The 24,789-nt window shown below is 68.1% G+C and carries 20 protein-coding genes; 6 read left to right on the forward strand and 14 right to left on the reverse strand.

The window, feature by feature from the left end:
* The first annotated feature begins 54 nt into the window (after positions 1 to 54).
* Both pdxS and P2T62_RS19410 read left to right on the forward strand, forming a co-directional pair.
* The gene (gene pdxS / locus P2T62_RS19405) at positions 55 to 963 is read left to right on the forward strand and encodes a pyridoxal 5'-phosphate synthase lyase subunit PdxS (protein ID WP_276258666.1); all 909 of its coding nucleotides are present in this window, start codon (positions 55 to 57) and stop codon (positions 961 to 963) included.
* 142 nt (positions 964 to 1,105) lie between these two features.
* Positions 1,106 to 1,477 (forward strand): hypothetical protein, encoded by a 372-nt coding sequence (locus P2T62_RS19410; protein ID WP_276258667.1) that lies wholly within the window; start codon positions 1,106 to 1,108, stop codon positions 1,475 to 1,477.
* A 161-nt stretch (positions 1,478 to 1,638) separates the two neighbouring features.
* Here P2T62_RS19410 and P2T62_RS19415 read toward each other — a convergent pair whose 3' ends face one another.
* The gene (locus P2T62_RS19415; RefSeq protein ID WP_276258668.1) at positions 1,639 to 2,067 is read right to left on the reverse strand and encodes an SCP2 sterol-binding domain-containing protein; all 429 of its coding nucleotides are present in this window, start codon (positions 2,065 to 2,067) and stop codon (positions 1,639 to 1,641) included.
* 225 nt (positions 2,068 to 2,292) lie between these two features.
* Between P2T62_RS19415 and P2T62_RS19420 the strand changes: the two genes are divergently transcribed.
* Positions 2,293 to 4,314 carry a hypothetical protein gene (locus tag P2T62_RS19420; protein ID WP_276258669.1) on the forward strand — a complete coding sequence of 674 codons (2,022 nt, stop codon included), beginning with the start codon at positions 2,293 to 2,295 and terminating at the stop codon, positions 4,312 to 4,314.
* A 261-nt stretch (positions 4,315 to 4,575) separates the two neighbouring features.
* On the opposite strand, the gene P2T62_RS19425 is transcribed toward P2T62_RS19420, so the two are convergent.
* Positions 4,576 to 5,580 (reverse strand): beta-ribofuranosylaminobenzene 5'-phosphate synthase family protein, encoded by a 1,005-nt coding sequence (locus tag P2T62_RS19425; RefSeq protein ID WP_276258670.1) that lies wholly within the window; start codon positions 5,578 to 5,580, stop codon positions 4,576 to 4,578.
* 103 nt (positions 5,581 to 5,683) lie between these two features.
* Here P2T62_RS19425 and ilvD point away from each other — a divergent pair, with 103 nt between their 5' ends.
* The gene (gene ilvD / locus P2T62_RS19430) at positions 5,684 to 7,450 is read left to right on the forward strand and encodes a dihydroxy-acid dehydratase (protein ID WP_276258671.1); all 1,767 of its coding nucleotides are present in this window, start codon (positions 5,684 to 5,686) and stop codon (positions 7,448 to 7,450) included.
* Positions 7,451 to 7,460: 10 nt separating this feature from the next.
* Here the strand turns inward: ilvD and P2T62_RS19435 are convergent, their stop codons facing one another.
* Positions 7,461 to 7,658 (reverse strand): hypothetical protein, encoded by a 198-nt coding sequence (locus P2T62_RS19435; protein ID WP_276258672.1) that lies wholly within the window; start codon positions 7,656 to 7,658, stop codon positions 7,461 to 7,463.
* Between the two features lie 120 nt (positions 7,659 to 7,778).
* Complete coding sequence (locus tag P2T62_RS19440) at positions 7,779 to 9,833, reverse strand: PGF-CTERM sorting domain-containing protein (protein WP_276258673.1); 2,055 nt, start codon at positions 9,831 to 9,833, stop codon at positions 7,779 to 7,781.
* Positions 9,834 to 10,126: 293 nt separating this feature from the next.
* Between P2T62_RS19440 and P2T62_RS19445 the strand changes: the two genes are divergently transcribed.
* On the forward strand, positions 10,127 to 10,408 hold the full coding sequence (locus P2T62_RS19445) for a DUF7322 domain-containing protein (RefSeq protein ID WP_276258674.1): 282 nt from the start codon (positions 10,127 to 10,129) through the stop codon (positions 10,406 to 10,408).
* A 260-nt stretch (positions 10,409 to 10,668) separates the two neighbouring features.
* On the opposite strand, the gene P2T62_RS19450 is transcribed toward P2T62_RS19445, so the two are convergent.
* Entirely contained in the window at positions 10,669 to 11,004 is a 336-nt protein-coding gene (locus P2T62_RS19450; protein ID WP_276258675.1) for a hypothetical protein, read from the reverse strand.
* Between the two features lie 81 nt (positions 11,005 to 11,085).
* Complete coding sequence (locus tag P2T62_RS23540) at positions 11,086 to 11,190, reverse strand: DUF7989 family protein (RefSeq protein ID WP_474198279.1); 105 nt, start codon at positions 11,188 to 11,190, stop codon at positions 11,086 to 11,088.
* 313 nt (positions 11,191 to 11,503) lie between these two features.
* On the opposite strand from P2T62_RS23540, the gene P2T62_RS19455 reads away from it, so the two are divergent.
* A complete protein-coding gene (locus P2T62_RS19455) occupies positions 11,504 to 13,090 on the forward strand; it encodes a DUF7289 family protein (protein ID WP_420028392.1) in 1,587 nt (528 codons plus the stop codon).
* Positions 13,091 to 13,096: 6 nt separating this feature from the next.
* Here P2T62_RS19455 and P2T62_RS19460 read toward each other — a convergent pair whose 3' ends face one another.
* The 8 genes from P2T62_RS19460 to P2T62_RS19495 all read right to left on the reverse strand — a co-directional run bounded on the left by P2T62_RS19460 (position 13,097) and on the right by P2T62_RS19495 (position 24,683).
* On the reverse strand, positions 13,097 to 13,897 hold the full coding sequence (locus P2T62_RS19460; RefSeq protein WP_276258677.1) for a DUF7289 family protein: 801 nt from the start codon (positions 13,895 to 13,897) through the stop codon (positions 13,097 to 13,099).
* Between the two features lie 2 nt (positions 13,898 to 13,899).
* Entirely contained in the window at positions 13,900 to 14,973 is a 1,074-nt protein-coding gene (locus P2T62_RS19465) for a DUF7266 family protein (protein ID WP_276258678.1), read from the reverse strand.
* On the reverse strand, positions 14,970 to 16,802 hold the full coding sequence (locus tag P2T62_RS19470) for a PKD domain-containing protein (protein WP_276258679.1): 1,833 nt from the start codon (positions 16,800 to 16,802) through the stop codon (positions 14,970 to 14,972). Before P2T62_RS19470 ends, P2T62_RS19465 begins: the two co-directional genes overlap by 4 nt.
* Before the next feature lie 102 nt (positions 16,803 to 16,904).
* Positions 16,905 to 18,962, reverse strand: coding sequence for a PKD domain-containing protein (locus P2T62_RS19475; RefSeq protein ID WP_276258680.1), 2,058 nt, complete (start codon positions 18,960 to 18,962; stop codon positions 16,905 to 16,907).
* Positions 18,950 to 19,597, reverse strand: coding sequence for a DUF7288 family protein (locus P2T62_RS19480; RefSeq protein WP_276258681.1), 648 nt, complete (start codon positions 19,595 to 19,597; stop codon positions 18,950 to 18,952). The genes P2T62_RS19475 and P2T62_RS19480 overlap by 13 nt, the downstream gene beginning before the upstream one ends.
* Complete coding sequence (locus tag P2T62_RS19485) at positions 19,591 to 20,223, reverse strand: DUF7287 family protein (RefSeq protein WP_276258682.1); 633 nt, start codon at positions 20,221 to 20,223, stop codon at positions 19,591 to 19,593. Before P2T62_RS19485 ends, P2T62_RS19480 begins: the two co-directional genes overlap by 7 nt.
* A gap of 6 nt (positions 20,224 to 20,229) precedes the next feature.
* The gene (locus P2T62_RS19490) at positions 20,230 to 22,266 is read right to left on the reverse strand and encodes a type II secretion system F family protein (RefSeq protein WP_276258683.1); all 2,037 of its coding nucleotides are present in this window, start codon (positions 22,264 to 22,266) and stop codon (positions 20,230 to 20,232) included.
* Positions 22,263 to 24,683, reverse strand: a complete 2,421-nt coding sequence (locus P2T62_RS19495; RefSeq protein WP_276258684.1) for a type II/IV secretion system ATPase subunit — start codon at positions 24,681 to 24,683, stop codon at positions 22,263 to 22,265. Before P2T62_RS19495 ends, P2T62_RS19490 begins: the two co-directional genes overlap by 4 nt.
* Positions 24,684 to 24,789 lie beyond the last annotated feature (106 nt).

Below are 24,789 nucleotides of genomic sequence, written 5' to 3' on the forward strand. Positions count from 1 at the left end.
ACCGACTCACACCCAAAGACACGCGTTAAGTGGGTCCGGACCCAACGTTTTCCCATGAGCGAGGCCACCGATCTCGAGGAACTCGAACGCGGGACGGAGCTGGTCAAGCGCGGGTTCGCGAAGATGCAGAAGGGCGGCGTCATCATGGACGTCGTCAACCGCGAGCAGGCCCGTATCGCCGAGGACGTCGGCGCCGTCGCCGTGATGAACCTCGAGGCGGTGCCCGCCGACATCCGCAAGCGGGGCGGTGTCGCGCGGATGGCCGACCCCGGGAGCCTGACCGAGATCATCGACGAGGTCTCCATCCCGGTGATGGGCAAGGCCCGCATCGGCCACACGAAGGAGGCCGAGATTCTCGAGGCCGCCGGCGCCGACATGGTCGACGAGTCCGAGGTGCTCACCCCCGCCGACAACGACTACCACATCGAGAAGGAGGAGTTCACGGCACCGTTCGTCTGTGGCGCCCGGAACCTGCAGGAGGCACTCCGGCGCATCGACGAGGGTGCCGCGATGATCCGGACGAAGGGCGAGGCCGGCACCGGCGACGTGAACCAGGCCGTGACCCACCAGCGCGCCATCAAGTCCGCCATCCGCGAACTGGAGGGGAAGACCCACGAGGAGCGCGAGAAGTGGGCCCGCGAGCACGAGGCCCCCGCCGACCTGGTCCACCAGACCGCCGAGATGGGCCGGCTCCCCGTCGTCAACTTCGCGGCCGGTGGCATCGCCACCCCGGCCGACGCCGCCCTGATGATGCACCACGGCTGCGACGGCATCTTCGTCGGCTCGGGCATCTTCGGCGCCGAGGACCCCGAGGCGATGGGCCGGGCCATCGTCGAGGCCGTCAACAACTGGGACGACCCCGAGCGCCTCGTCGAGATCGCCACCGACATCGGCAAGGGCATGAAGGGCGATTCGAACGTCGACATGCCCGAGGAGGAGAAGCTGCAGGGACGCGGCGTGTGACCGACACCGGCATCCTCCCGCCACGGTAGTACTGGCAGTCCGGGCGACGACCCCCACAAGACGTTTACTGCGGACGTTCGTGCCGCCGGACGTGCCCCCGATACCTCGCCGGCGACTCCTCCTGACTGCTGGTGCTAGCGGAGTGGGGGCCCTCAGCGCCGGATGCACCTCCACTGGAGGGTCCTCACCCACGGAGACCGCCCGCTCCGACTCGGAACGCCGGGAGGATTTCCGCTTCTCCAACAAGACGAACGCAGAGGTCACCGCCCGGATGTACGTCACCGACGAGGAATCGGGCGAACCGGTCATGGAACGCTCGTACGACCTCGCACCCCGCTCCGAGACGGGACACGTGGTGGAGGATACGATCCCAGAACTACGCGGCCATCTCTACGCCTACGAGTTCAGCGCGGGCTCTGAAGGGGAGGCGAGTTACGAGTTCGGGCCCTATCGGTCCACACAGCTGCGAGTGTACGTCCGGGCGACCGGCATAGAGGTCCGGGAGGTCGTATAGAGTATCGCGTACTCGCGAGCGTAGCGAGCGAGTTTCACCGGCCGAAGCGAACGAAGTGAGCGGAGGCCGGCATTTTTTCTGAACGTTTTTTGCGGCGAGTGGTGCCGCAGCGCTCGCCGGAGGCGAGCGCGAGGTCACCCGAGTCGTCAAAAAAGCTCGTGCTAGTACTTGTAGTTCGTCGGGATCTCGCTGGCGATCTCGGTCAGGTCGACGGCCGCCTGGGTGTACTGCATCACCTTCTGCATATCACCCTCCAGCTCGAACACGCCGGACATCATGCCGTCGATGGCGCCGATGTTCCCCTCGTTCAGGTCGATCCAGTCCGAGTAGGCCCCCCGGAGGACGAACCCGGCGTCGGCCTCGTCCGGGTCATCGACCTCGTAGGTATCGGTCACGCCGCCGTCGTGCAGCCCCACGAAGAACTGTCGTGTCTCCGGCAGCCGGTCGTCGGCCTCGTACACGTAGAGGAAATCGCCGTTGAAGTCCACGCCCCATCCGGCCCCGTTCTCGGAGTAGGCCTCGCTCTCGTTGACCCGGCGCCCGTACTCCTCGAACCACTCCTCGCTGGGGAAGTCGATCTCGTCCATCATGACACAACACCTCACACGGTCGGTGATTAAAACTTCGGCCCTTCATACGACGTATGATTTAAACCCATCGTCGTTGCGAACCGCCGACGGTACCGTATGGTGACGCTCACCGGGAACCGCCGAAACCGGCGGCATCGGGCGTATAAACCGCCGGAGAGCACCCCCGCAACGCTTTATTAGGTGGGGTCAACAAACGCTGGTAGACCGACAGTGACGCACAGCAACGTGTCTGGCCGCGCCGGGATCGGTGGGAATCCCGGGCGCGGGACGAACGACAAGGTGGTGGTCGCGCTCCTCGGGGGCCTCCTCGCGGGAGCACTGGCCGTGCTGGTGGCAACGGGCGTCGTCTCCGCACCCGACGGGATGGAGGGGTTCCTGACGGCGGGGTCCGGGATGGCCATGAGCAGCGGGACGCAGAGTGCGACAGGTAGCCGGAAACGGCGTGCGACGGCCTACGCGGGGCTCGCCGGCTCGCTAGCGGGCGCCATCACGACCTACGCCGTGGCGACGCTCCACCTCCGGTACATGGGGACAATCCTCCAGAGTGGGCGCCCTGCTCGCGGGATGTTCCTCTTCGGGCTCGTGGCGTTCGCCCTGACCGGGCTCTACGTCGTCACCGGCGCGAAGCTCGTCGGCCGCGGGAGCGGTTTCGTCCGCCGGAGCGCGACGACCGGACTGGCCTTCGGCGCCGTCCTCGGCGGGGCGTTCAGCCTGTTCGTCGTCCCGTCGCTCGTCGGGAGCACCCCGGCGACCATCGACCCGGCACCGACCGTCGCCGTCCTCGGCTGGGCCGTCTTCGGCCTCGTGATGGGGACGACATACGCCAGCGTCCTCTCCGGGCAGTCCATCCTGCCGGCGTACCTCCGCCGGAACGGGGCCCGGGTGGTCGCGAGTTCGCTCGCCGGCGTCTACCTCGGGGGGCTCGCACTGCTGATCATCCGACCGCCGCACCTCCGGTTCGTCGGCACCATCCTCGCGAGCGGCACCCAGCAGCGCGGGCTGGTCTTCCTCCTCCTGATGGGGCTGCTGCTCACGCTGACCGTCTCCCGGGTCGCCGGCACCCGGACCGCCGCGGCACCCTTCTCGACCGGGATCTTCGCCGGTATCGGTACCACCGTCTTCGGCCTGTTCGTCGTTCCGGCCCTCGTCGGCGCCATCGGCGGCTGGCCGCTGCAGGTGCCCATCGGCTACTTCCCCATCGCCTTCGGCTACTTCCTCTTCGGCTTCGGGACCACCGCGGCCTACGGGCTGCTCCGGCGCCGCGATGTCGACCTCGTCGCCGACGTCCGGAGCACGGCGACCCTGAAGGGGCTGCTCGCCGGGGGGACAGCCGGCGGGGTCCTGCTCTACGTCCTCGCCCAGCCGCATCTGCTCTGGCTGGGGACCATCCTCCGGAGCGGGACCGCAGGACGCGGGTTCCTCGCGTGGTTCATCGTCTGCCTCCCGCTGGCGGTGGTCATCGCGGCCATCCCGGGCCGTCGGTTCGAACCCGGGACCAGTACGCTCGACGCCGGGACCACGGGCATCATCTACGGGCTCGTGTTCGCCATCGTCGCCGGCACCGCCCTCGTCCCCTCGGTCATCGACGGCGTGACGCCGCTCCAGGCCTACCCCGCGCCGTACGTCGGTGCTGGCCTGCTGGCGTACGTCGTCTTCGGCTTCGTCTTCGCCGCCGTCTACCGGGACAGCCTCCCGCTTGGCGAGCCCCAGACGGACTTCGAGTCCGTCAGCGCCGGCGTCAGCTCACGCCGGCTCCGGGCGTACGCGTTCGGCTCCGTCTTCGGCGGGCTTGTCGGCGGCCTCACCATCTACCACATCGGCGCTCCCGTGTACATGCGCTACATCGGCTCGCTGTTCGGGATGGGAGGGAGCTTCGAGAAGGCCTGGGTCGCGTGGCTCGTCCTGGCGCTGGTGCTCGGTGGCCTGTTCGTCGCCCTCGTCCGGAACACGCTGGACGACTACGTCAACAGCCTCATCATGACCACCTCGCGGAACCGGGACCTCCGCCAGCTCCTCCAGCCCGCGCTCAAGCAGGCCTCCGTCACCACCACCGCGACGGCGGTCGGCCTGGCCTACGGCGTCGCGCTGGCGGTCGTTCTGGGCGCGGTCGGCCTCCCGCTGCTGGTCGAGAACCTCACCGCGTTCTCGATGGGCCCGGCCCCGAACCTCGACGGCGGCACGCTGCTCGGGTTCGTCCTCTACGGCGGCTTCCTCGGCGCCGGCTACGGGCTCATCCTGGAGTTCTGAGGTTCGAACCGTACCGCGGTGTTCTCGCAGCGCTCTCGCACCCTTTCCACTGAATGAGTGTGTTGAGCGGATACGTCTCCAGTAACCAGATATCCCTCCCGGCCACGGGGAACACGGAGCTTCATATACGGGAACGGGACCAGCCACCCCATGTCCTGACGAGTCGCCCCGGACCGCCGACCCGGACGGGGAGAACGCCACTCCCCGGCCGGTTCGACCCGCGCGGTGCCCGGTCCGGGTCTCGGTCGCACCGCCTGCTCGCTACGCCTCGCTCTCGATGGTGGCGCCCTCGTTGCGCGGCCGGGTGATCAACACGTCCCCGTCGCTCTCGGCCGCGTCGAGGGCTGCGTGGGCCGCTCGTCGCGCGGTGCCCGCCCGGTCGGCGTCCGTGAGCGCGTACACGGCCGGCCCCCACGACGACTGGCCGACACCGGCGACGGCCGGTGACTCACGCAGCTCCTCGACGACCTGTCCGGCAGGGGGACGGTAGACGCCGCCCTGTTCGTCGGCGTACCAGGCTCCGTTGAGCCGGCCGAACTCGGCGATAGCGTCCCCGAACGCCCCTAGCCGTCCCTCGGCCGCCGCGGGGAGCAGGCGCCGGACCGTCAGCGCCGCGAGGTCGTCGGCCACCGACGGGTCCGCCGACTCCACGACGGCACCCATACTGTCGTCCTCGTCGCTGCCGTGGCGGCCCTGCTCGGCGTCGGGGAGCGCAAGCACCACCCGCCAGTCGGCCGGGAGGGCGTGCCGCGCGAGCACCGTGGGTACCGTCCAGTTCCCCTGCGCGGGCGGCCGGGTGGTGAACCGCTCCGTCGGGTGGCCCGCATCCACGACGAACCCCCCCTGCTCGAACGCGGCGACGCCGACGCCCGAGCGACCACCTCGACCCAGCGCCGGCGCGCGCTCCCGGGACCGAACGTCCTCGCCGTGTGCTCGGGCGACCGCGGCCAGCGTCGCGAGCGCCGTCGCCGTCCCGCTCCCGAGCCCCACGTGGCGCGGGAGCGTCGCCTCGACGGCCAGTTCGGCCCCCGGAACCCCGAGGAGGTCGCAGACCGCAGTCGCGTACTCGCGGACACACGCCACGTCGGGCTCGTCGACCGCCGCGTCCGCGGCGTGACAGGTCACCGTCTCCGCCGGTGTCGCGGAGAGACGGACGCGCGGCTCCGCGAGTGCCAGCCCGACGCCGCCGTAGAGGCGCTCGTGCGCCAGCGAGAGGTTGGCGAAGCCGACGTGGAGTCGCGCGCCGGTCGAGACGGTGGCTCGCATCTGTCGGGGGTGGGCGGCCCGCCGACAAGCGACTTTCGACCCTGTCGGGGCAGAACTCGCCCCCTCTCGCGGAACTTAACCCCGTGCGCGACAACCGGATGTCATGAGTCAGCAACGTCCCAGCCGCACCGAGGACGGCGACGCGGTCGGATCCGAAGGGGAGAAGCCCGAGAACCTACGGTCGCGAGAGGTGACCGAAGGAGCGGAACGCGCCCCGCACCGCGCGATGTTCCGCGCGATGGGGTTCGACGACGAGGACCTCGCCTCCCCGATGGTCGGGGTCGCCAACCCCGCAGCCGACATCACGCCCTGCAACGTCCACCTCGACGATGTCGCCCAGAGTGCCATCGACGGCATCGACGCCGCCGGCGGGATGCCCATCGAGTTCGGCACCATCACCATCTCCGACGCCATCTCGATGGGCACCGAGGGGATGAAGGCCTCGCTCGTCTCGCGCGAGGTCATCGCCGACTCCGTCGAGCTCGTCTCCTTCGGCGAGCGTATGGACGCCCTCGTCACGGTCGCGGGCTGTGACAAGAACCTCCCCGGGATGATGATGGCCGCCATCCGGACGGACCTCCCCTCCGTCTTCCTCTACGGCGGCTCCATCATGCCCGGCCAGCACGAGGGACGCGACGTGACCATCGTCAACGTGTTCGAGGGCGTCGGCGCCTACGCCGAGGGCGACATGTCAGCCGAGGAACTGGACGACCTCGAACGGCACGCCTGCCCCGGCGCCGGCTCCTGTGGCGGGATGTACACCGCCAACACGATGGCCTCCATCAGCGAGGCGCTCGGCCTCGCACCGCTCGGGTCGGCCTCGGCCCCGGCGGAGGACGAGGAGCGCTACGCGGTCGCCGACCGCGCGGGCGAACTCGTCCTCGAGTGTGTGCAGGAGGATCGCCGGCCCTCGGACATCCTCACGAAGGAGTCGTTCGAGAACGCTATCGCGCTCCAGACCGCCATCGGCGGTTCGACCAACGCCGTCCTCCACCTGCTCGCGCTGGCCGCCGAGGCCGATGTCGACCTCGACATCGAGGACTTCGACCGCATCAGCCGGCGGACGCCGAAGATCGCCGACCTCTCGCCCGGCGGCACCCACGTCATGAACGACCTCCACGAGGTCGGCGGCGTGCCCGTTGTCGTCCGTCGCCTGCTCGATGCGGGGCTGTTCCACGGCGACCAGCTCACCGTGACGGGCCGCACCATCGCGGAGGAGCTCGAGGAACTGGACCTGCCCGACGACGACGAGATCGACGCGGAGTTCCTCTACACCGTCGACGAGCCCAAGTACCCGGAGGGCGCCATCAAGATCCTCACCGGCAACCTCGCCCCCGATGGGGCCGTCCTGAAGGCGACCGGCCAGGACGAGTTCCACCACGAGGGCCCCGCGCGGATCTTCGAGAACGAGGAGGACGCGATGCGCTACGTCCAGGAGGGCCACATCGAATCGGGCGACGTCATCGTCATCCGGAACGAGGGCCCCCGCGGCGGGCCGGGGATGCGCGAGATGCTCGGCGTCACGGCAGCCGTCGTCGGCGCCGGCCACGAGGACGACGTGGCGCTCCTCACCGACGGGCGGTTCTCCGGCGGCACCCGCGGCCCGATGATCGGCCACATCGCGCCCGAGGCGTTCGTCGGCGGCCCCATCGCCGCGCTGGAGGACGGCGACCACGTCCGGGTCGACATCCCCGACCGGACCATCGAGGTCGACCTGAGCGACGAGGAGCTGGACGCGCGGCTGGAGGACTGGGAGCAACCCGCACCCGCGTACGACACCGGCGTCCTCGCGAAGTACGGCTTCGCGTTCGACTCGGCGGCCAACGGTGCCGTCACGAATCCGGGCGTCCGCCGGTTCGACGACCGGTAACGCCCGCCGGCTACCGCATACTGCGGCGGGACAGCACCAGTGTCGAGGCGAGCCACGCCCCGGCCTCCTCGCGCCCGGACTCGTACACCCGGACGCACCCGTCAACCTCGCGGGACTCGTACCCCTCGTAGGCCGCCGCCTCCGGCCCGACGGCCGGATAGCGCTCCATCTCACCGTCCCGCTCGCCGTCGTGTGACCTGCTGGACATCTGACTCTGACTCCTTTCGCCGTGTCTCTCCCGCCCCTCGTTAAATGTTGCCACACCGCACGACACGCGTCAGACGCACGGCTCGAGCGTGCGAAAATACTGAGAAGGGTGGTCGGTCGCTCAGTGCTGGCGGCGAGCGAGCAGCGCCGCCGCGACGAGCGCGACGAGTGCGACTACGGCGCCGAAGCCGGGCTGTCCACCGGTGGACGTCCCGGCGCCGCCATCGCCGCCGTCACCGCCATCGCCGCCATCGCCGCCGTCACCACCGGCGGTCGGCGTGGGCGTCGGCGGCTCGAGTTCGAGGTAGTTGAACGCGCGCTCGATGTCCATCTCGGGGAACGAGCGGTCGTACGTCCCGGGCATGTGGACCGTGGTGTCCTCGTCGACCACGGAGAGTTCGCGGACGGCGCTCTCGCTGGCGCCGGCCTCGACGGCCCCGTTGACGTAGACGTACTGGTTCAGCGAGCCGCTCTCGTTGGTGCGGCCGACGACCCCGCTGATCGAGAGGTCGAGCTGGCCGGACTGCTCGAGGACATCACGGAACGCGGCCATGTCCTCGAACTTCGCGCCCGCCTCGAACGTCACGTCACCCTCGGTGACCTCGACGTCCATGCGGGCCTTCTGGAAGCCGGCCTCGCGGAACGCGCGGATGAACTGCCGGGCCTGCTCGGTCTCCGGGTCCTCGGCGGCTCCCTGCTCGGTCGCGTTGAGGAACTGGTCGACCGTGCTGTCCACCAGGTCCTCCTGCTCGACGCTGAGCGAGCCGTTCGCGACGATCTGGTCACCGGACGTGTCGGCGGCCAGCGAGTACTCCTGGTTCGCGACCGTGATGTCGCGGCTCTCCAGCTCGCTCACGTAGGCCTGCCAGTTCTCCGTCCGGGACTGGGCCTGGAACTCGATGACAGCCTGTGAACTGGACGGCAGCGTGTGGGAGGCGCTGAACGAGTACGTCCGCGTCAGGTCGGCGGCCTGCTGGGCCTCGATCTGTGCGCGGAGATCCTCGAGCTGCTCGGGCTGGATGGGGACCTCCTGCTCGGGCGGCGAGTAGCCCTCGAGCGCGTCCAGGCCGGCCAGCAGCGCGTCGTTGTAGTTCTCCAGCTGGATGTCGAAGCTGCCCTCGACGGACTGGGCCTGCATCCGGTAGTCCGCGGCGATGCGCTCGATCTCAAGCTTGGTCACGTTCGCGGCGATGTCCGAGGCCGCCGTTCGGGAGAGGTCGAACTGCTCGGAGTTGGCCAGGAACGCGGCCGCCTGCCGCTCCAGCCCCTCGTCGACGCCCTCGTACTCGACGGTGTAGTCAACGTCGAGCCGGTAGACCCCGCGCTGGCTGGTGTTCGTGAAGGCGTAGGAGCTCAACGTCACGGTGGCGCTGCCACCCAGCTGCTCGGCGACACTCGCGTAGCGCTGCCGGATGGTCTGCCGGGCGCGCTCCTCGCTGTCCCACTGGTCCCGCGCGAACTCGCGGACCGTCTGGTTCTGGGCCGCCTGCAGCGTGTACGTGCCCTGGCCCTCGACGAGTTCGAAGGAGCCCGCCATCGGCTGGCCCAGCTGCGTCGAGGTCTGGGCGTTCAGGCTACCGGAGGCGTCGAGCGAGTCCGGCGCGACGGTCGACTGGAGGGACACGTCGGCCGACTCGATGAGCCGAAGCGACGGGGCGCTCCGCGTCGCGACGGCCACGCGCCCGTCGGCGTCGAACCGGTTGTTCTCCTGGGTCCGGACGCCATCGACGGTCAGGCTCAGCTCCTGGATGGCCTCCGGCCGGGCGGCCGTCAGCTCGCCGTCCGCCGTCAGCGAGCCCGGCTCGAGGACCGCACTCGCCGAGCCCGTCGCGTTCGGCGCCTCGTCCAGGTCGCTCACGATCAGGCCGTAGAAGATCCCACGACCGACGCTGAGACCGTACTCGCCGTTCGAGAGTTCGGAGCCGGCGTCGCTCTCGTCCTCGTAGTAGAGGACGGCGTCGCCGTTCTCCCTGACGAAGATGTCGTCCGCCGGGTCGAGTGTCTGGTTACCGGTACCGTCGTCATCCTCCTGGAGGGACTGCTGGGTCGGACCGTCGGCAGCCGCCGCCGCGGCACCCGCCCCCGCGCCGATGGCCACGCTCGTGACCATCAGCACGGCGACCAGTGCCGTCAGCACCCGACGCCAGCGCCCCGTGGAGGGAGTTGTATCTTTCATCGTTGTCACCTGTCGACCCCGTGGTTACACGGCAGGTCCCCCGAAGACCGCGACCGGAGTCGCGTGGGTAGGGAAACGGGGACCGGCGCCCTCGATTTCGGGCGCGTTCGTTCCCCGCTTTCGACCGTTGGTACATAAACATTCATGGGATGGAGTGACGATACGGGACGGTAACTGGCTGACATACCCCATACCCCCCGCCGTCACCGGATCCTCGCCGGGATCCGGGGGCCACCCGCGCCGGGTTAGGGCCGGCGGAAGGGGTATCCCTCGCTCGGCCCAACCAGCGGACGATGGATCCGTTCTCCGTGGTCGCCGAGGAGGACGACGACGCGGGCGAGCGACTCGCGGACGGTGTAGGATCGCTCTCCACGGGGACCTTCCGGGCCTTCGTCACGGCCCTGCTGCTGGCGCAGGGCGGCCTGTTCGCCGCGAGTCTCGGCCTCCTGCTGGCCTGGTTCCGGGGACAGGTACTGCTCGGAGGCGCGCTCTTCCTCGGCGGAACGGCCGCGCTCGTCGCGACCGTCGGTATCGTCCACTGGCACGGGCAGCGGGACCGAGCGGGGGAGCGTTGACCGCCATCGGCCCAGCGTCAGGGCGCGAACCCGAGACCGGTAGCGGCGACGGCTGCCACCACGAGCGCGACGACCAGCAGTGTCAGGAGGAAGAGCAACGCCTTCTGTACACCGTACATGGATTCGGATTCGATACTGCGAGATAAAATCCTTCGCGGCGTTCTCGGAGCCAGAGAACGCCCCTCGGGGATTGCCCCGGCCCCGGTCAGGGCTGCACCCGGCGTCATCGGTGCCCGTCCCCGTGCCCGGCGCGACCGCCGTCAGCCCTCGGCCTCGTACATCGGTCGGCGGGCCACGACCTCACGAGCACGGAACCAGTCGGCGTCGACCGGAAGCGCGGCCGCACAGCGACCACAGGCCAGTCCGGTGGGGCCCTCCTCGACGAACCGGTCACCGGGAGCCAGACACCAGGGGCAGACGAGGTCGTCGCCGGGGATGCCGCCCGCACCGTCCGTCGTCCCGTCAGCCCGGTCGGTCGGCTCCGCGCCGCCACCCGCCGTCGTCCGTTCGTCGGCGCCCTCCTCGTCAGCCCCGTCGTCGCTCCCGCCGGCCCCGTCCCCGGCGAACGAGCCCAGCGTCGCCTGGTCGTCGGTCATCGCCGGGGACGCGTCCGGAGCTGGCTTAACGCTCCCGGAGCAGCCGCTGGCGCGATGGGTGGACCGGAGAAGCGCGGCGGCCTACTCGTCGTCGGTCGTCTTGCGACCCCGCTCCCAGACACGGACGGGCTCACCCGACGGCGGTGTGTGGCTGACATCCTTCATCGTCCGCTTCTTGGCACTCATTGTGGGAACAGATAGCACACGCCAGGTATTTGAGGGTTTGCTGAAACTGCCTTTGACACCTTATACTATACATATATATTCTAAATGTCAGAAATTTCTGTATAAAATACCACATTAACATGAATATAGCCACGTTCGGCACCTGCAATCTCACCTATCGTGTTATTCACCAACCGTTCAGCCACCGTCCGTGGGGCCGTGAAGTCGATGCCCGACGATGACGACGGCGACGCTACGACGAACACGAGCGGGGGCCACCGGACGCGCGGTAGGCGGCAGATACCGGGAACAGGCCGCGATGGCCACGCGACTTATGGGCGATGAACGCCTCGGTGTGTACGTGCATCCCCCTCCGTCCGAAAGCCGCCAGGGACCGGACCGCGGTCAGTCGGCGGTCATCGGGTACGCGCTGCTGATCGGTATGGCGCTGCTAGGAACAGTAGCCGTGGTCGCGCTGGGGGGCGCGGCACTCACCGATACGCAGACGCAGGCCTCGCTGGAACGGGTGGAACACCAGATGACGTTGTTCGACTCCCGGGCCGCGATGGTGGCCCTGAGCGAGTCGGACACCCAGACCATCGAGCTGGGCCAGGGCGCCGGGAGCTACCGGGTCGAGGAGGGCACCGGACGGATCACCATCACCCACGTCGGGTTCACCGAGGACTCGTCGAACTTCAACCTCGACGGCAACAGCGTCGACGACGGCCCCAACGACGACGACCACGAGGTCTACTCCTCGGAACTCGGCTCGGTCGTCTACGAACGGGGAGGGACCAGCATCGCCTACCAGGGCGGTGGCGTCTGGCGCGTCGGCTCGGGCGAGCCACGGATGGTGTCGCCGCCGGAGTTCCACTATCGGGGCTCGACGCTCACCCTCCCCGTGGTCGAGACGACCGCCGGCGACAGCAGTAGCGGCGCCGGCACCATCGGCGCCCGCGTGCGCCCCGCGGACACCGACCCGTTCGCCAGGAAGTATCCCGACCCCGGTGGTAGCACCTACCCCGACAGCGACCGGTACCGGAACCCCGTCGAGCAGGGATACATCGTCATCGAGGTCGAGAGCAAGTACTACGCCGCCTGGGCGGACTACTTCCGCAAGCGGACCGAGGGCGACGTGACGGTCGACGAGTCGACCGAGACCGCCCGACTCGAACTGGTCACGCTCGGCTCGCAGGGCGATTTCACCTTCGACAGCGCCTCCGACAGCATCCGGATCCGCGGCAAGGACGGCGGGTACGCGCTGAACGAGTTCGACATGGACCTCTACCCCGACGGCCAGAACAACGACGCGTTCAACAGCTTCAAGTGGAGCCTCCACACGGAGAACGCGGAGGGTGACAAGCTCGAGCTGAGTCTCGAGAAGGGCTCCGGCTCGGGGTCCGCCCGCTGCAACGGCGGCAGTCCGAACCCGGGCGCCGAGCTCACCGTCTACTACTACGACGACAGCGCGGACGAACACGAGATGTGGACCGCCCCCATCGAGATGACCTGTGACGACTACGACGGGGACGGTCAGGACGACGCCCGCCTCAATCTCGACCTCTCCAGCTCGACCACCATGGCGACGCCGGATAGCGGCGGGACGGTACGGTACTTCGGGACCGAGGGGGATTACCGCGACCCCGATTTCGACGACGGGGTACCGGGCGAGACCGACCTCAGCTACTCGGGCAGCGACACCGAGTCGCTCGACGTCGTCGTCAACCACTACTCCGCGCTGATGGGCGACGAGTTCACGCTGAACGTCTACGACCAGACGGGAGGGAACGGGGCCATCTGCTACGCCGACACCGGCTCGAACTGCCAGCCGGCGAGCGGGACGCTGTCGTACGACGGCAACAACCGGGTTGTCACCTACCTCCACATCACGGAGAACCGCGTCGAGGTCGAGCTGGACTGACCGGCCTCAGGCCGAGAGTTCGAACTCGATGCTGACGACGTTCACATACAGCTTGTCGGTCTCGAACGTGCAGTCCACCGTCCCGGAACTGACCGAGCAGGCGTCGGACTCCCAGCTGATCTCCTCCTCCAGGTACCGTTCCCAGGCCTCCGCTCTGGCGTCGGTGGTCTGGATGGCGATGGTCACCTCGCCGCTGACCGACGGGCCGACGGTGTTCGTCGGGTAGGTCGTCTCCGACCCCCGCTCCTCCGACCGTACCAGCGCGGTCGTCGTCCCGCCGACCGAGCTCCCGGGACTCCCACCCACGTTGACCAGCGTGATGATCGACTGGGAGTTCTCCCGCAGGACCAGCGGTGGCTCCCGGAGCATCACCGCGCTGTCGCCATCGACCCGGAAGGTCGCCCCCGCGTCGTACACCACCCGGCTGTCGCTGGCGGTCTTCGACTGGTAGATCAGCGGGCGGGGGTACCGCTTGGTCTCCACGTCGTTGGCGCTGCCGGGGTTGTCGACGGTCACGCGGAACTTCGTCGGTGATGGTGACGAGGCGGTCTTCGGCGCGAGGAACAGCTGGGCGTCCGCGAGCTTGATCTCCGTCGCGCGGGTCGGCGCGTCCTCGTAGTAGATGTCGGCCACGTTGTCCGCCAGCACGTCGAACGCCCGCTCGGCGTTGTCGACGCGCTCGGCGTTGCGCGTCTCCTGGAGCCCGTTGAACCCGACGACCGAGACGACGCCGACGGTCGCGGTGATGAGCGAGAAGACGAGCACGAACCCGATGACCTCGTTGACCCCGCGGTCGTCCATCGCCATCGTCAGCCCACCTCCGGACCGGTGCCGGTCGGCTCCTCGTTGTCGCTGCAGGTCCCGTCGGTGGGATGGACGAGTGCGACCTTGTCCACCTGGGTGCCGTCCTCGCGCATGTAGAGGTTCAGCGTGTGACTGCCGCTGGAACCGAAGGTCACCGACGGGTACTCGTTCGCGCCATCAACCTCATGGAGCCAGCGCCACGCCGTCTCGGTCGAGCCGACCGACAGCCCGTCACTCCCGTACGTGACCGGCGTGTTCCCGTCGACACCGACGTGGACGGAGTCGCTGTTGTCACCGTCGGTCGGCGGCTCGCGAAGCCTGACGAAGACACAGTAGGTCCCCGACTGCGGGACCTCGACCGGATAGTCGAGCCGGGGCCCGTCCGTTGTGTCCTCGACGTTCCCCTCCCCGGTCCCGGAACTGGAGTTCGGGACGGTGGTGATGGCGGTGTTGCCGCTCGCGGCCGCGTCGTGGAATTCCACCCACTCCCTTCCGGCGCCGTCGTCCGTCCCGGGCCTGACGCTCGTCGGCGCCTCGGCCTCCACGACGATGGTGTTCTCGTCGGCTGCGGGGTACCTGAACGGCTCGTTCTCCGGGGAGACCAGGAGCTTCTCGTCGACGATGGCGTTCCCCTCGATCACCACCCGGTCGCCGGCCAGCTCCCCGGAGTCGTAGACCGCCGCCTCCGAGCGGACCTGGACCGTCTCGACGACTGACTCCTTGCCGTTGCGCAACCGGATCCGGTACCGGTCGGTGTCGTCGACCCGGTCGATCCCCATGCGGTAGCTCTCGCCGACGACCTGGTCGGGCAGCGCCCGCTCGACCCGCACCGACCCGCCCTCGCTGGCGGTCGCAAGCAGGCGGTCGGCGGCCCCGATGTCGGCCGCCATCCGCTGGCCCACCACCCGGTACTCCGTCCGGGTCGCGTCCTCGCGCTGGTCCTGGATGAACGTCCCGCCGACGATGAGCAGGCCGCTCACCAGCAGCGTCGTGATGCCCAGCGTCAGCGCGTAACCCAGTGTCGTCGACACCGCACGCTCGTCGATGACATCGGGACCGGAGAGGGGGCCACTGCTCAACACGATGGGGACATGGTGGCGGTCTGCTGACTCGCGCTCTTCCCGTCAGTATCCTCGACGGTCACGGTGATGTAGACGTCCTTGTTACAGGGATTGCCGCCCGACCAGGAGATCGTCGTTGTTCGGGGGCCGGCGCTCGACCCCGAGATCGTGGTGATCGGTCCGACGGAGGCGACCTGGTTGTTGTTGTTGGCACGGTACATCCGGATGTCCACCTCCCCCAGATTGCCGTCGGTGTCCTCGACCTCCCACGTGACCGCGTACTGAGCGGTTTTCCCGAAGCTCAGGTCGGTGGTCGAGACGGAGGTCACGCTGGGCGCCGTGTTGCCGCTCGACGTGACCTGCACGGTCCTGGTCCGCGTGTCCGTCGCACCGTCGCCGTCGGTGACAGTCAGCTCCACGTCGTGATTACCGGCGGTGGAGAAGGAAGTCGTTGTGGTCACTCCGGTGGCGTCGGTGGTCCCGTCGCCGTCGAAGTCCCACTCGTAGCTGGCGATGCTGCCGTCCGGGTCGGAACTGCCGCTGGCGTCGAGGGTGACGGACGAACCGGTCGAGACGCTCGACGGCGTGACGGTGAACTCGGCGGTCGGCGGGCTGTTGCTCGGGTTCGAGCCGCCACCCGCGCTGACGGCCGCGCTGGCCTCGCCCGGGAGCCCCGGCGCCACCCGCATCGTCGACTCGTAGCCCAGCGCCTTGGTCTCGTAGTCCATCCGCACGTCTGCCGACCAGATGGCGGTGTTCGTGTATGGGTCGTCCGCGGCACCATCGGTCGACGCGTCGTGGTAGGTCGCATCGGGCGAGATGTCCAGGAAGCTGAGTAGGTTCAGCAGCGTGACCGAGCCGTCGTTCAGTGCCGACACGGAGCCGCCGACGATGTCGAACAGCTGGTCGATGACGTTCTGGTTGTAGTCCTCGATGTCGTCCCGGAACGTCGAGACCTCCTTGTCGGCGACGAAGTGGTACGTTCCTTCAACCTGATCCCCGTTCGCGAAGTAGGTGTTCGGCGATCCGGTGACGTCATCGTAGTAGTCCAGCGCCGCACACGACTCGACCTGGCCGCCGGCGACGACCCGCTCACCGGTCACGTCGATGGTCGCCTCGCTGGCCTGGACACTGCACTGCCCGACTTTCGTCGCGGTTCCCCCGTCGGGCCAGCTGTAGGTCACGATCTCGATGCTCTTCGGGGTGGGGTTCGGGTTCCGGTAGACGAAGGTGTAGTAGTTGTCCCCGTCGTCGTCCTCTGTGGCGAAGAAGAACGGGTCGTCCGTTCCCAGCAACAGGTCCAGCAGGCTCCCGGTCAGGGTCGAGGGTCGCTCGTACAGTTCGTCTCGCTGGACGGTCATCTCGAACCGCCGGAGCTTCGAATCGGGAGCGGCCAGCCAGGCGTCCTGCAGCACCCCTAGCGGATCGATTCCGAGTATCACGTTTTCGTCGACGGGTGTGAACTCACCGGTCGTGTCCTGACTCACCCGTGTCCCGTGGGTGAGGCTCCCGGGCACGACCTCGCCGCTCACGCCACTCGTCGAGAGGAAGCTGGTCGACCGATGGGCCCAGTCCTTGACCGCCGTCTCGAACGCCGCTTCCCGTGCGGCGTAGTCGACATCGTCCTGGCCGAAGTTCGACTGCAACATCCCCCGCTGGCTCCCCTCGGCGGCCGCCTGCCGGAACGAGACGGCGTCCTCGGTCTTGACCTCGTCCCGGCTGGCGAGGTTCTCCGTGTAGATGACGGAGTTGGTGACCAGCGCGAGTGCCACCAGCGTCACCGCGAGCAGCAGCGCTCCGATCAGGATCATCTGCCCGCGGCCATCGCGCTCTGTGGGTCGTATCATGGACCACCTCGAAACCCGGTATCTGTTACCCCATCTTCATGGAGACATTTGCCTGTTTCGGCCATTCCCCGGGTATACCCCGGTCATTACCATCCCCTGCTGTCACGTCTCGTCGTCCCCGTCGGCGACCTGCTCCAGCAGCAGGCTGTCCACGTTGCCGGCCTGGTCGACGACCTCGACCCGGATGTCGTACTGCTCGCCGTAGGCTCCGTCGCTGCTCCAGGCCACCGTGGTTCCGCTCCCGCCGGAGCTGCCCGAGCCCGACCCACTGACCCGGTTGATGGTCGTCCTGTCGACGTACGACGCGCCGGTGTCACCGTCGCGGTAGAGGGTGATCTCCACGCGTTCGAGATCGTCATCCGGATCCGAGACCGTCCACTCGACCCTGAACTCGGCGGTCTCCCCGTTTCCGGTCTGCTTGCTCCTGTCCTGGCGGATGCCGGTCCCGCTCGTCTCCACGACCGGCGGCGAGCCGCTGCCGGCGGTCACGTCGACGGCCTCGGTCACGGCAGCGGTCGCGCCGTCGTCGTCGACGACGGTCAGTTCGGCGTCGTACTCGCCGGCGCTGGCGTAGCTGTGACTCGCCGTGGCCGAGGTCGTCGTCGACTCGACGGTCCCGTCGCCGTCGAAGTCCCAGCGGTACTCCACGATTGAGCCGTCGCTGTCGTCGCTCGCACTCGCGTCGAAGGAGACGGTCTGACCGACCTCCGGGTTCGCGGGCGGGTCGAACCGCGCCGTCGGGGCGCCGTTGGTCGACCCGCCGCAGCCGTCGGTGCCGTCCGCCGGCTCTACCGTGACGACGCGGCGCGTCTCGGTCCCGTCGTCGACGCGGACGACGATGCGGTAGTCGTCGCCCGCCGTCCCCGACGACCCCTCGTAGCTCGTGTACGACCCCGACGCGCTCGCGCCACTCACCGTCGTCGTGGTCGAGCCGTCCTCGCCGACCTGGTCCCGGTTCTCGACGCTGACCGTCACCGAGTCGAGGTTCCCGTCGGGGTCGGCGACGCGCCACGACACGTCGAACGAGGCGCTGTCCCCGTCAGGTCCCGACGGCGAGGTGTCGTCGACGGTGAAGGCGGTCACCCGTGGCGCGGTGCTCGGCCCCATCCGGTCGCCCGGGGCGATGCGGAGCCTCGTGTCGTACGAGGAGTCCCCGCCAGTTGCCTGCAGATCGACGGTGGTGGCGTAGATGGCCGGCTCCGTGTACGGGTCCTCGCTCGCGCCGGCCCCGTAGGTGGTCGGCGTCGTGCAGCCGAACCCGTTGCCGGCGTCGACCGCGGCCCGGACGCTCGGCTCGACGCGGTCGACGATCCACTCGTACTGGCCCGTCACCGAGGCACCGTTCACGTAGTAGACATCGACCGTCCCCGAGGCGTCCCCGAGGAAGTCGAGTGCCGGACAGCCGACGGCCGTTCCGCCGGCGAGCAGGGTCTCGCGTGCGATGTCGACGGTCACCCGCGAGCCGTCGAGGCGGCAGGTCCGGTGGGTCGACCCGTCGAACACGTCGACCAGCACGGCCCCGGTGGCCGGCTCGTGGGCGAGTCCGACCTCCCAGGCTGCGCCGGAGGGGTCCTCGACCCGGAGGTAGAACGGCGTGCCCCCCGAGCCACCCTCCAGCTCCGACTGCAGTTCCGTGACCGACCGGTCGGCCAGTGACCCCCGCTCGACCGTCAGCCGGGCGTTCCGGACGGCCGCGTCGGCGACGACCTGCCAGTTGGGATCGCTCGTCGCCAGCGGGGTCGACGGCGGCGCCGCCCGCGGTTCGAACGTCCCGTCCGTGTCCTGCACCAGTCGGGTCCCCTCACGACCACTGATCGGGTCCAGCGACACGCCCTGTCCGCGATCGGCTGCCTGGTCCCGTATCCGCCTCGCGATGCCGTTCAGTCCCGCCGTGTAGGCGTTCCCGTACAGCGTTCCGTAGCTCGCGCTGCGGTAGCGGTCGGCGTGGTTGACCTGTGAGACGAGGCTCGTGGCCGACTCGGTGACGGACGTCCGGAGGTCGGTCCCCGTCCCTCCCGGGTTCTCCTCGCGACTCGCCAGGTTCTCGGAGAAGATGACACCGTTCAGGATGACCGCGAGCGCGACGAACAGCAGGCCCAGGAGGACACCGGCCAGAACGAGCAGTTGCGCGCGCGACCGACCGGCGGTCACATCCGCCACACGACCACCTCGACGCGGACGACGTTGTACACGGCGCTCGACGAGTCAACGTCCGGCGCGTAGAAATCGCTGTCCTCGTCGCCGACCGTGGTACCGGTATCGAGGCTCTCGTCGGCCTCGTACAGCTCGTCGTCGTTGTACAGCGTCACCGTTCGCGAGGCGCTCACAGCGTTGTCACTGGGTGCGCCCCGGTAGACCAGTCGCTCGGTTGCCGTCCCGGTGTCCGTCTGGAAGTGGAGGTAGACGTTGTAGGCGATGCCGCGGTCGCTGAACCCGTCCTGCAGCATCCGCCCGAGGGTGAACTCGGAAGGGAACCCAGCGTCGTTCTGGTACGGACCGGCGGAGAGACCATGGAACGCCCCGGCGCTCTCATCCCAGTAGAGAACGGCGACCTTCAACGCGTCCCCGTCGGGCCGGGGCTTGTTCGCCGCCGTCGCGAGCAGGCCGCTCGCGCTCGCCTGCTCCTGGTTCTCGATGTGCTGGTTCGACGTGCTGGCCGAGAGTGGGGTCACGGCGGTCACCTGGAGCGCGTACACCAGACTCGACAGCAGCAGGAGCGACGCGATGACACCCTCCAGCGTGTGGGCCTGTCCCCGCTCGACCGTCCACGTCGGCCGGCGCTCGCGGTCTACCATGCGCGGACCACCAGGGTTCCCTCGACGCCGCCGACCGAGACGATGCGTCGCGCGCTGATGACCGACTCCGCGCCGGACGGGTCACCGCCGATGCCGTATCTCTGGTCGTCGGATCCGCTACAGCTGGACGCCGACACGAGCGCCTGTGCGGAGTCGTCGAAGCAGAGCAGCTCCGTCGTATCGTCCCCGTCGGGGTCACCGCGGATGGTGACGTTCACGTTCTGTCGAGGCGCCAGCCCCAGCAGCTCGTTCAGCGTGGCGCTGCCGGTCAGGTCCAGCGACTCGTCGTAACGACAGCCGTTGGCGTTCCGACTCCCGGCCGGCTCCGGGTCGAAGAACTCCGTCGTGCAGTCCACGTCGAGGACGTACGGCTCCGCGGGATCGCCCAGCATCGACTGCCCCAGCTGGTTCGCGATCCGGTCGGCCACGACCGTCTCCTCCTGGGGACCGGACTCGAACGGCCCCAGGATCCCGGGGACGAACGAGACGACGAACGCCATCGTCAGGAGGAAGAGGCTGATGCCGACGGCGAAGTCCAGCGTCGTCTGGCCGCGACTCCGGCCGTCGGCGTCGCTGGGGCCGGGCGTGTCTCCGCGCGCGTCGAACGAGGGAGGTCGTGCTCGCATCTGGGATCAGAGGAACATGAAGGTCAGCAGGGCGAACGTCGGCAGGACGACCGCGAACTTCAGCCCGGCCATCAGGCTCACGTCGCGCATGTAGCCCGCGATGAAGCCACTGATGATGGCCTGCAGGGTGACGGCGTGGAAGAACAGCATGTTCAGCAGGTTCACGTCCACGCCGCCGCTGAAGCCACCGCCACCGGCACCGCCGCCACCGCCGCCGGAGGCCTGCTGTGCGAGGCCGGCCATCACGTCGAGGAACTTCACCTTGAGGATGGCCATCACGCCCAGCAGCGTCATGTAGGTCATGATGATGATGACCGTCTGCATCCGGGTTCTCGATTTGCGGTCGCGCTCGATGTCGTCCTGGTTCTCGGAGGCCTGCGCCGCCGTCGAGAGGACCTGCGTGATCTGGCTGGAGGCCTCCTGGGCCTTCGAGATGAGCTTCATCGTCCGCGCCAGCCGCGGGATGTGGTACTTGTTGTTGAACTCGACGAGGGCGGTCTTCAGGCTGGTCCCGTAGTTCACCTTCGCGTACATCGTCTCGAACTCGTCGGCCAGCTTGCCCGAGGACGTGTCCGAGACGACCTTGACCGACTCCAGCAGCGTCATGCCGGTGTCGTTGGCGCTGGAGAGCTTCCGGAGGTTGTCCGAGAGCTTGTCCGTGATGGCCCGCCGCGACCGGACGTTCCACTCGTAGAAGACCGTCAGCGGGATGAAGTTGATGTACAGCGGGAGGTAGAGCCAGAAGAACGTCCCGAGGATGGGGTCGCTCTTCAGTCCGCCCCAGGAGGTCGGTGCCAGCCCGCTCAGCGCCGAGAACGCCAGTACGACCAGGGAGATGGGCAGCGTCAGCCCCAGCACCGCGAGCGGGTGGTCACGGAAGAAGTGATGTGGTGCCTTCAGGATCCCCATCAGCTCGTAGGTCCCCTCGCGGGACTTGATGCGGTCGAACAGCCCGTACTCGCCCGTGTAGTTGTTCACGATACCCAGGTCGAACATCGCGCTGTTGTCCGCGGCCGCGTCGGCGTTCTCCGGGTCGAGGTAGCCGTCGCCGACCTCGTCCTGTACGACCGTCGAGACGAGCACCAGGAACCCGGCGCCGATGAGCGGGATCAATCCGTACACCGTCCCGAGCAGCAGGAAGTCCTGGGCCTTCCCCAGCATCGACATGATGACCAGGATGATGATGAGCAGCAGCGGGAACAGCGAGAGCGTCATGAACATCTCGCCGAACAGCTCGAGCGTCTCCAGCACCATCTCCTGCTCCTGCTTGGAGGTCCGCATCTGCTTTTCCTTCTGGTCCGAGAGGAACGCCTCCATGTCACCCCCGGAGTTGATGATCGACAGCATGTCCGTGAGGAACTGGCTCAGCTCGTCGGAGGGCGTCTCAAGGGCCTGGTTCCGGATGGCCGTCCGGTAGTCCGTGTCGAAGTACTCCGTCTCGAGGACGATGGACTGGAACTCCTTGGCCACCTCGCCGTACGTGTCGTCGGCCTTCGCCATCGCCTCGAGGATCTCGAGCTGGTTCAGGCCACCCACGGAGAGTGCGTACATGAACGAGACCGAGTCCGAGAGCAGGACGTTGATCTCGCGTTTCCGCTCGCCCGCGGTCATGTACGGGCGGGCGACCATCGAGCCGAAGCCCAGCCCGAAGCCGATGGCCCCCATCACGATGCCGGTGACGATGATGAACGCCGGGATCTTGATGGCGTTCAGCGTCGCCGCCATCGACTCGCCGACCGGCAGTCCGAGCAGGATGGGGACCTCGGTCAGCAGGACGCTGAAGACGAACCAGCCGACGAACACGCCGAGGAACCACAGCACCAGCCCCACCAGTACGCCGACCGCCAGCGACCGCGAGAGGTAGATCTCGACGGTCTCGGACATCCGTGCCTCGGCGAGTTTCGTCTCCACGTTCGAGACGAAATCGCCCTCCTCGTCGAAGACGCGCTTGTACAGCGGGTAGAACAGGTCGCTGAGGGCGCCCCCCTCGCCGTAGGAGTCGTCCGCTCCCGCCCCGGCGCCGCCTGCCGTGTCGAGGCTCACTCCGAACCACCCTCGTCGTCGTCGAAGGCGAACCCGCCGAAGTCGACATCGTCGGTCGCACCCCCGTCGGCGGCGGCCGGCTCACCGGTGTCCGCACTCACGTCGAGCGCGGAGGCGAGGTCGCCCGACCCCCGGCCACGGTACTCCTCGAGCATCTCCTCGGCGCTCTCGAGGACCTCGGCGGTCTCCTCGAGCATCTCCTCCCCGGCGTCCGGGCGGGGGACCATCTCCTCCTTCTCGGGGTCGATGTCGATCTCGACGGACTCCATCTCGCGGAGGTCCTCGAGGGACCGCTCCAGGCGGTCGCCGGCCAGCAGCCCCATGATGGTGTCGGGGTCGTTCATGAACGCCTGGAGGCTGGCCGCGACCTGCGTGTACGTGTTGAGGCCGTTCTCGATGAGGTAGGCGAGGACGACCTTCCGCTTGAAGATCTCCTCGTTGAGCCGGTCCTGGCTCCAGCCCCGGTCGAACATGATGGTCTCCAGCGTGTTCGACTCGCCCATCTGGAGGTAGGTGTCCGTCTCGGCCTGCCACTGGTAGACGTCCTGGACGTTGATCTCGTCGTTCTCCGGGTCGTAGTGGTTGATCTCGGTCAGCGACTTGTTCCGGCGGACCTTGTGCCCACGGACGCGGGTCTGGGTCTGGATGCTCACGAGGTCCAGCGCCGTGAACATCGTCTTCGAGACGTTGATCGGCTCGGTGGTGAACCGCTTGATGACCTCGCCGACGGAGTCGGCGTGGAAGGTCGTCAGGGTGGTGTGTCCCGTCGACATGACCTGGAACAGGGTGCGACCCTCCTCGCCACGGATCTCGCCCATGACGATGTACTCGGGTCGCTGTCGGAGTGCGGCCTCCAGCAGGTCGAACTCGTCGACGTCACCCTTGTCGCCCTCCGAGAAGGAGGGGCGCGTGACCGACGCGATCCAGTTGCGCTGGGGCAGTTCGACCTCGCGGGTGTCCTCGATGGAGACGATCTTCGCCTTCGACGGGATGAACAGCGAGACGGCGTTCAGCGAGGTGGTCTTCCCCGACGCCGTGCCGCCGGCGAAGATGAGCGACTTGTGGTTCTCGATACAGAGCCAGAGGAACGCCATCTCGTCCAGCGAGAAGGTGTTCCAGTTGATGAGGTCGACCGGCGTGAACGGGACGTCCTTGAACTGGCGGATGGTGTAGTTGGTCCCGTGGTCGGAGACCTCCTTGCCGAGCGTGAGCTGGGCACGCGAGCCGTCCGGCAGCGTCGCGTCCACCTGCGGCGAGCGCTTCGAGATACCCTTCCCGGACCGCTGGGCCAGTTTGACGACGAAGTCGTCCAGCTCCTCCTCCCCGTGGTAGACGTTGGAGATGAGCTGCTCGTAGTCCGAGTGGTAGACGAACACCGGCGAGTTGTAGCCGTCGACGGAGATGTCCTCGACGTTGATGTCGTGCTTGATGCCGTCGATGCGCTCGAACCCGATGAAGTCACGCTTCAGCAGGTAGAGGATCTTCTCGATCTGGTAGGCGGTGAGCGTCTCGGAATCCTCCTCGATGACCGCGTGTTCCGGCCGGACCGTGACCTCGCGGGCCGGGACGAGCGCACCTTCCTCCCCCTCGTCGCTGCCGCCCATCCCGAGTGCGCCCTTGACCTTGGCCATCATGTCACCGCCACCGGCGTCGCCGTCACCGGCGTCGCCGCCGCTCCAGGCGGCCTCGGCGCCCTCGGCGTAGAGGTCGTAGCGCTCCAGCAGGTTCCGGGTCTCCTGCTCGATGACGTTGGCGCGAGCGTCGTCGTCGCCCTCGACGATGACATCGTCGCTGGAGTACTTGATGGCGGTCTTCAGCTTCGAGGAGAGGAACTCCCGGAGGTCCGCCTCGATGGGCGTGAGATGGGGCTCGATGAGGTAGTACTTCTTCTCGTTCTCCTTCTCGGAGTGGAAGATGATGACGAACGCGTACGGCTTGTTGACCCAGTAGCGGTCGACCTCGCGGAAGTGGGTCTTCTTCGAGAGCGGGACCGCCTTCTCGAGGTCGTAGCGTGTGACGATCGTCGAGGAGCCGTCCGGTTCGCTGAAGAACTCGTCCTCGTCGAGCTCATCCGTGACGGTGACGGTCCGGTCCTCGACGATATCGGCGGTCGCCTCGGCGATGTCCCCGGCGAGGGCCAGCTGTCCCTCGATCCGCTCCGGGTCGAACCCCAGGTACTCCTCGGGGTCGAACTCGATCCGGGTCCCGTCGCTGTCGGTCGGCGGGTTCCCGTTCTCGTCGTAGTAGTGCTCCTCCTTGAACGCGTCCCAGTCGTACGTGCCGGCGACCACGGACGACTCCTCGTTCGGTTCGACGTCGGCCCCGTCTGCACGAGGCGCCTCCGACGCCTCGCTGTCATCGACGGCGGGCTCGACCGCATCCTCCCCGTCGCCGCCGTCTGCCTCGTCGATAGCCATTGAGAGACAGGTTGGCCCGAGTAGGGATATAAATTACGACCACCCTAGCCTCTCCGTGAGCCCCAGTAGACGCCCGCCTCGGCCCGTATACTGGGCGTTCAGTCCC

It is taken from the genome of Haloglomus litoreum (assembly GCF_029338515.1).
In the GTDB taxonomy this organism is placed as follows: domain Archaea; phylum Halobacteriota; class Halobacteria; order Halobacteriales; family Haloarculaceae; genus Haloglomus; species Haloglomus litoreum.

What these genes read in the sequence shown, in the direction of transcription:
- P2T62_RS19455 (WP_420028392.1), top strand. Translation starts at nt 11,504, where the DNA reads ATGGGCGATGAACGCCTCGGTGTGTACGTGCATCCCCCTCCGTCCGAA.
- P2T62_RS19435 (WP_276258672.1), bottom strand. Translation starts at nt 7,658, where the DNA reads ATGTCCAGCAGGTCACACGACGGCGAGCGGGACGGTGAGATGGAGCGC.
- ilvD (WP_276258671.1), top strand. Translation starts at nt 5,684, where the DNA reads ATGAGTCAGCAACGTCCCAGCCGCACCGAGGACGGCGACGCGGTCGGA.
- P2T62_RS19470 (WP_276258679.1), bottom strand. Translation starts at nt 16,802, where the DNA reads ATGATACGACCCACAGAGCGCGATGGCCGCGGGCAGATGATCCTGATC.
- P2T62_RS19485 (WP_276258682.1), bottom strand. Translation starts at nt 20,223, where the DNA reads ATGCGAGCACGACCTCCCTCGTTCGACGCGCGCGGAGACACGCCCGGC.
- P2T62_RS19460 (WP_276258677.1), bottom strand. Translation starts at nt 13,897, where the DNA reads ATGGCGATGGACGACCGCGGGGTCAACGAGGTCATCGGGTTCGTGCTC.
- pdxS (WP_276258666.1), top strand. Translation starts at nt 55, where the DNA reads ATGAGCGAGGCCACCGATCTCGAGGAACTCGAACGCGGGACGGAGCTG.
- P2T62_RS19495 (WP_276258684.1), bottom strand. Translation starts at nt 24,683, where the DNA reads ATGGCTATCGACGAGGCAGACGGCGGCGACGGGGAGGATGCGGTCGAG.
- P2T62_RS19445 (WP_276258674.1), top strand. Translation starts at nt 10,127, where the DNA reads ATGGATCCGTTCTCCGTGGTCGCCGAGGAGGACGACGACGCGGGCGAG.
- P2T62_RS19450 (WP_276258675.1), bottom strand. Translation starts at nt 11,004, where the DNA reads ATGACCGACGACCAGGCGACGCTGGGCTCGTTCGCCGGGGACGGGGCC.
- P2T62_RS19415 (WP_276258668.1), bottom strand. Translation starts at nt 2,067, where the DNA reads ATGATGGACGAGATCGACTTCCCCAGCGAGGAGTGGTTCGAGGAGTAC.
- P2T62_RS19425 (WP_276258670.1), bottom strand. Translation starts at nt 5,580, where the DNA reads ATGCGAGCCACCGTCTCGACCGGCGCGCGACTCCACGTCGGCTTCGCC.
- P2T62_RS19440 (WP_276258673.1), bottom strand. Translation starts at nt 9,833, where the DNA reads ATGAAAGATACAACTCCCTCCACGGGGCGCTGGCGTCGGGTGCTGACG.
- P2T62_RS23540 (WP_474198279.1), bottom strand. Translation starts at nt 11,190, where the DNA reads ATGAGTGCCAAGAAGCGGACGATGAAGGATGTCAGCCACACACCGCCG.
- P2T62_RS19480 (WP_276258681.1), bottom strand. Translation starts at nt 19,597, where the DNA reads ATGGTAGACCGCGAGCGCCGGCCGACGTGGACGGTCGAGCGGGGACAG.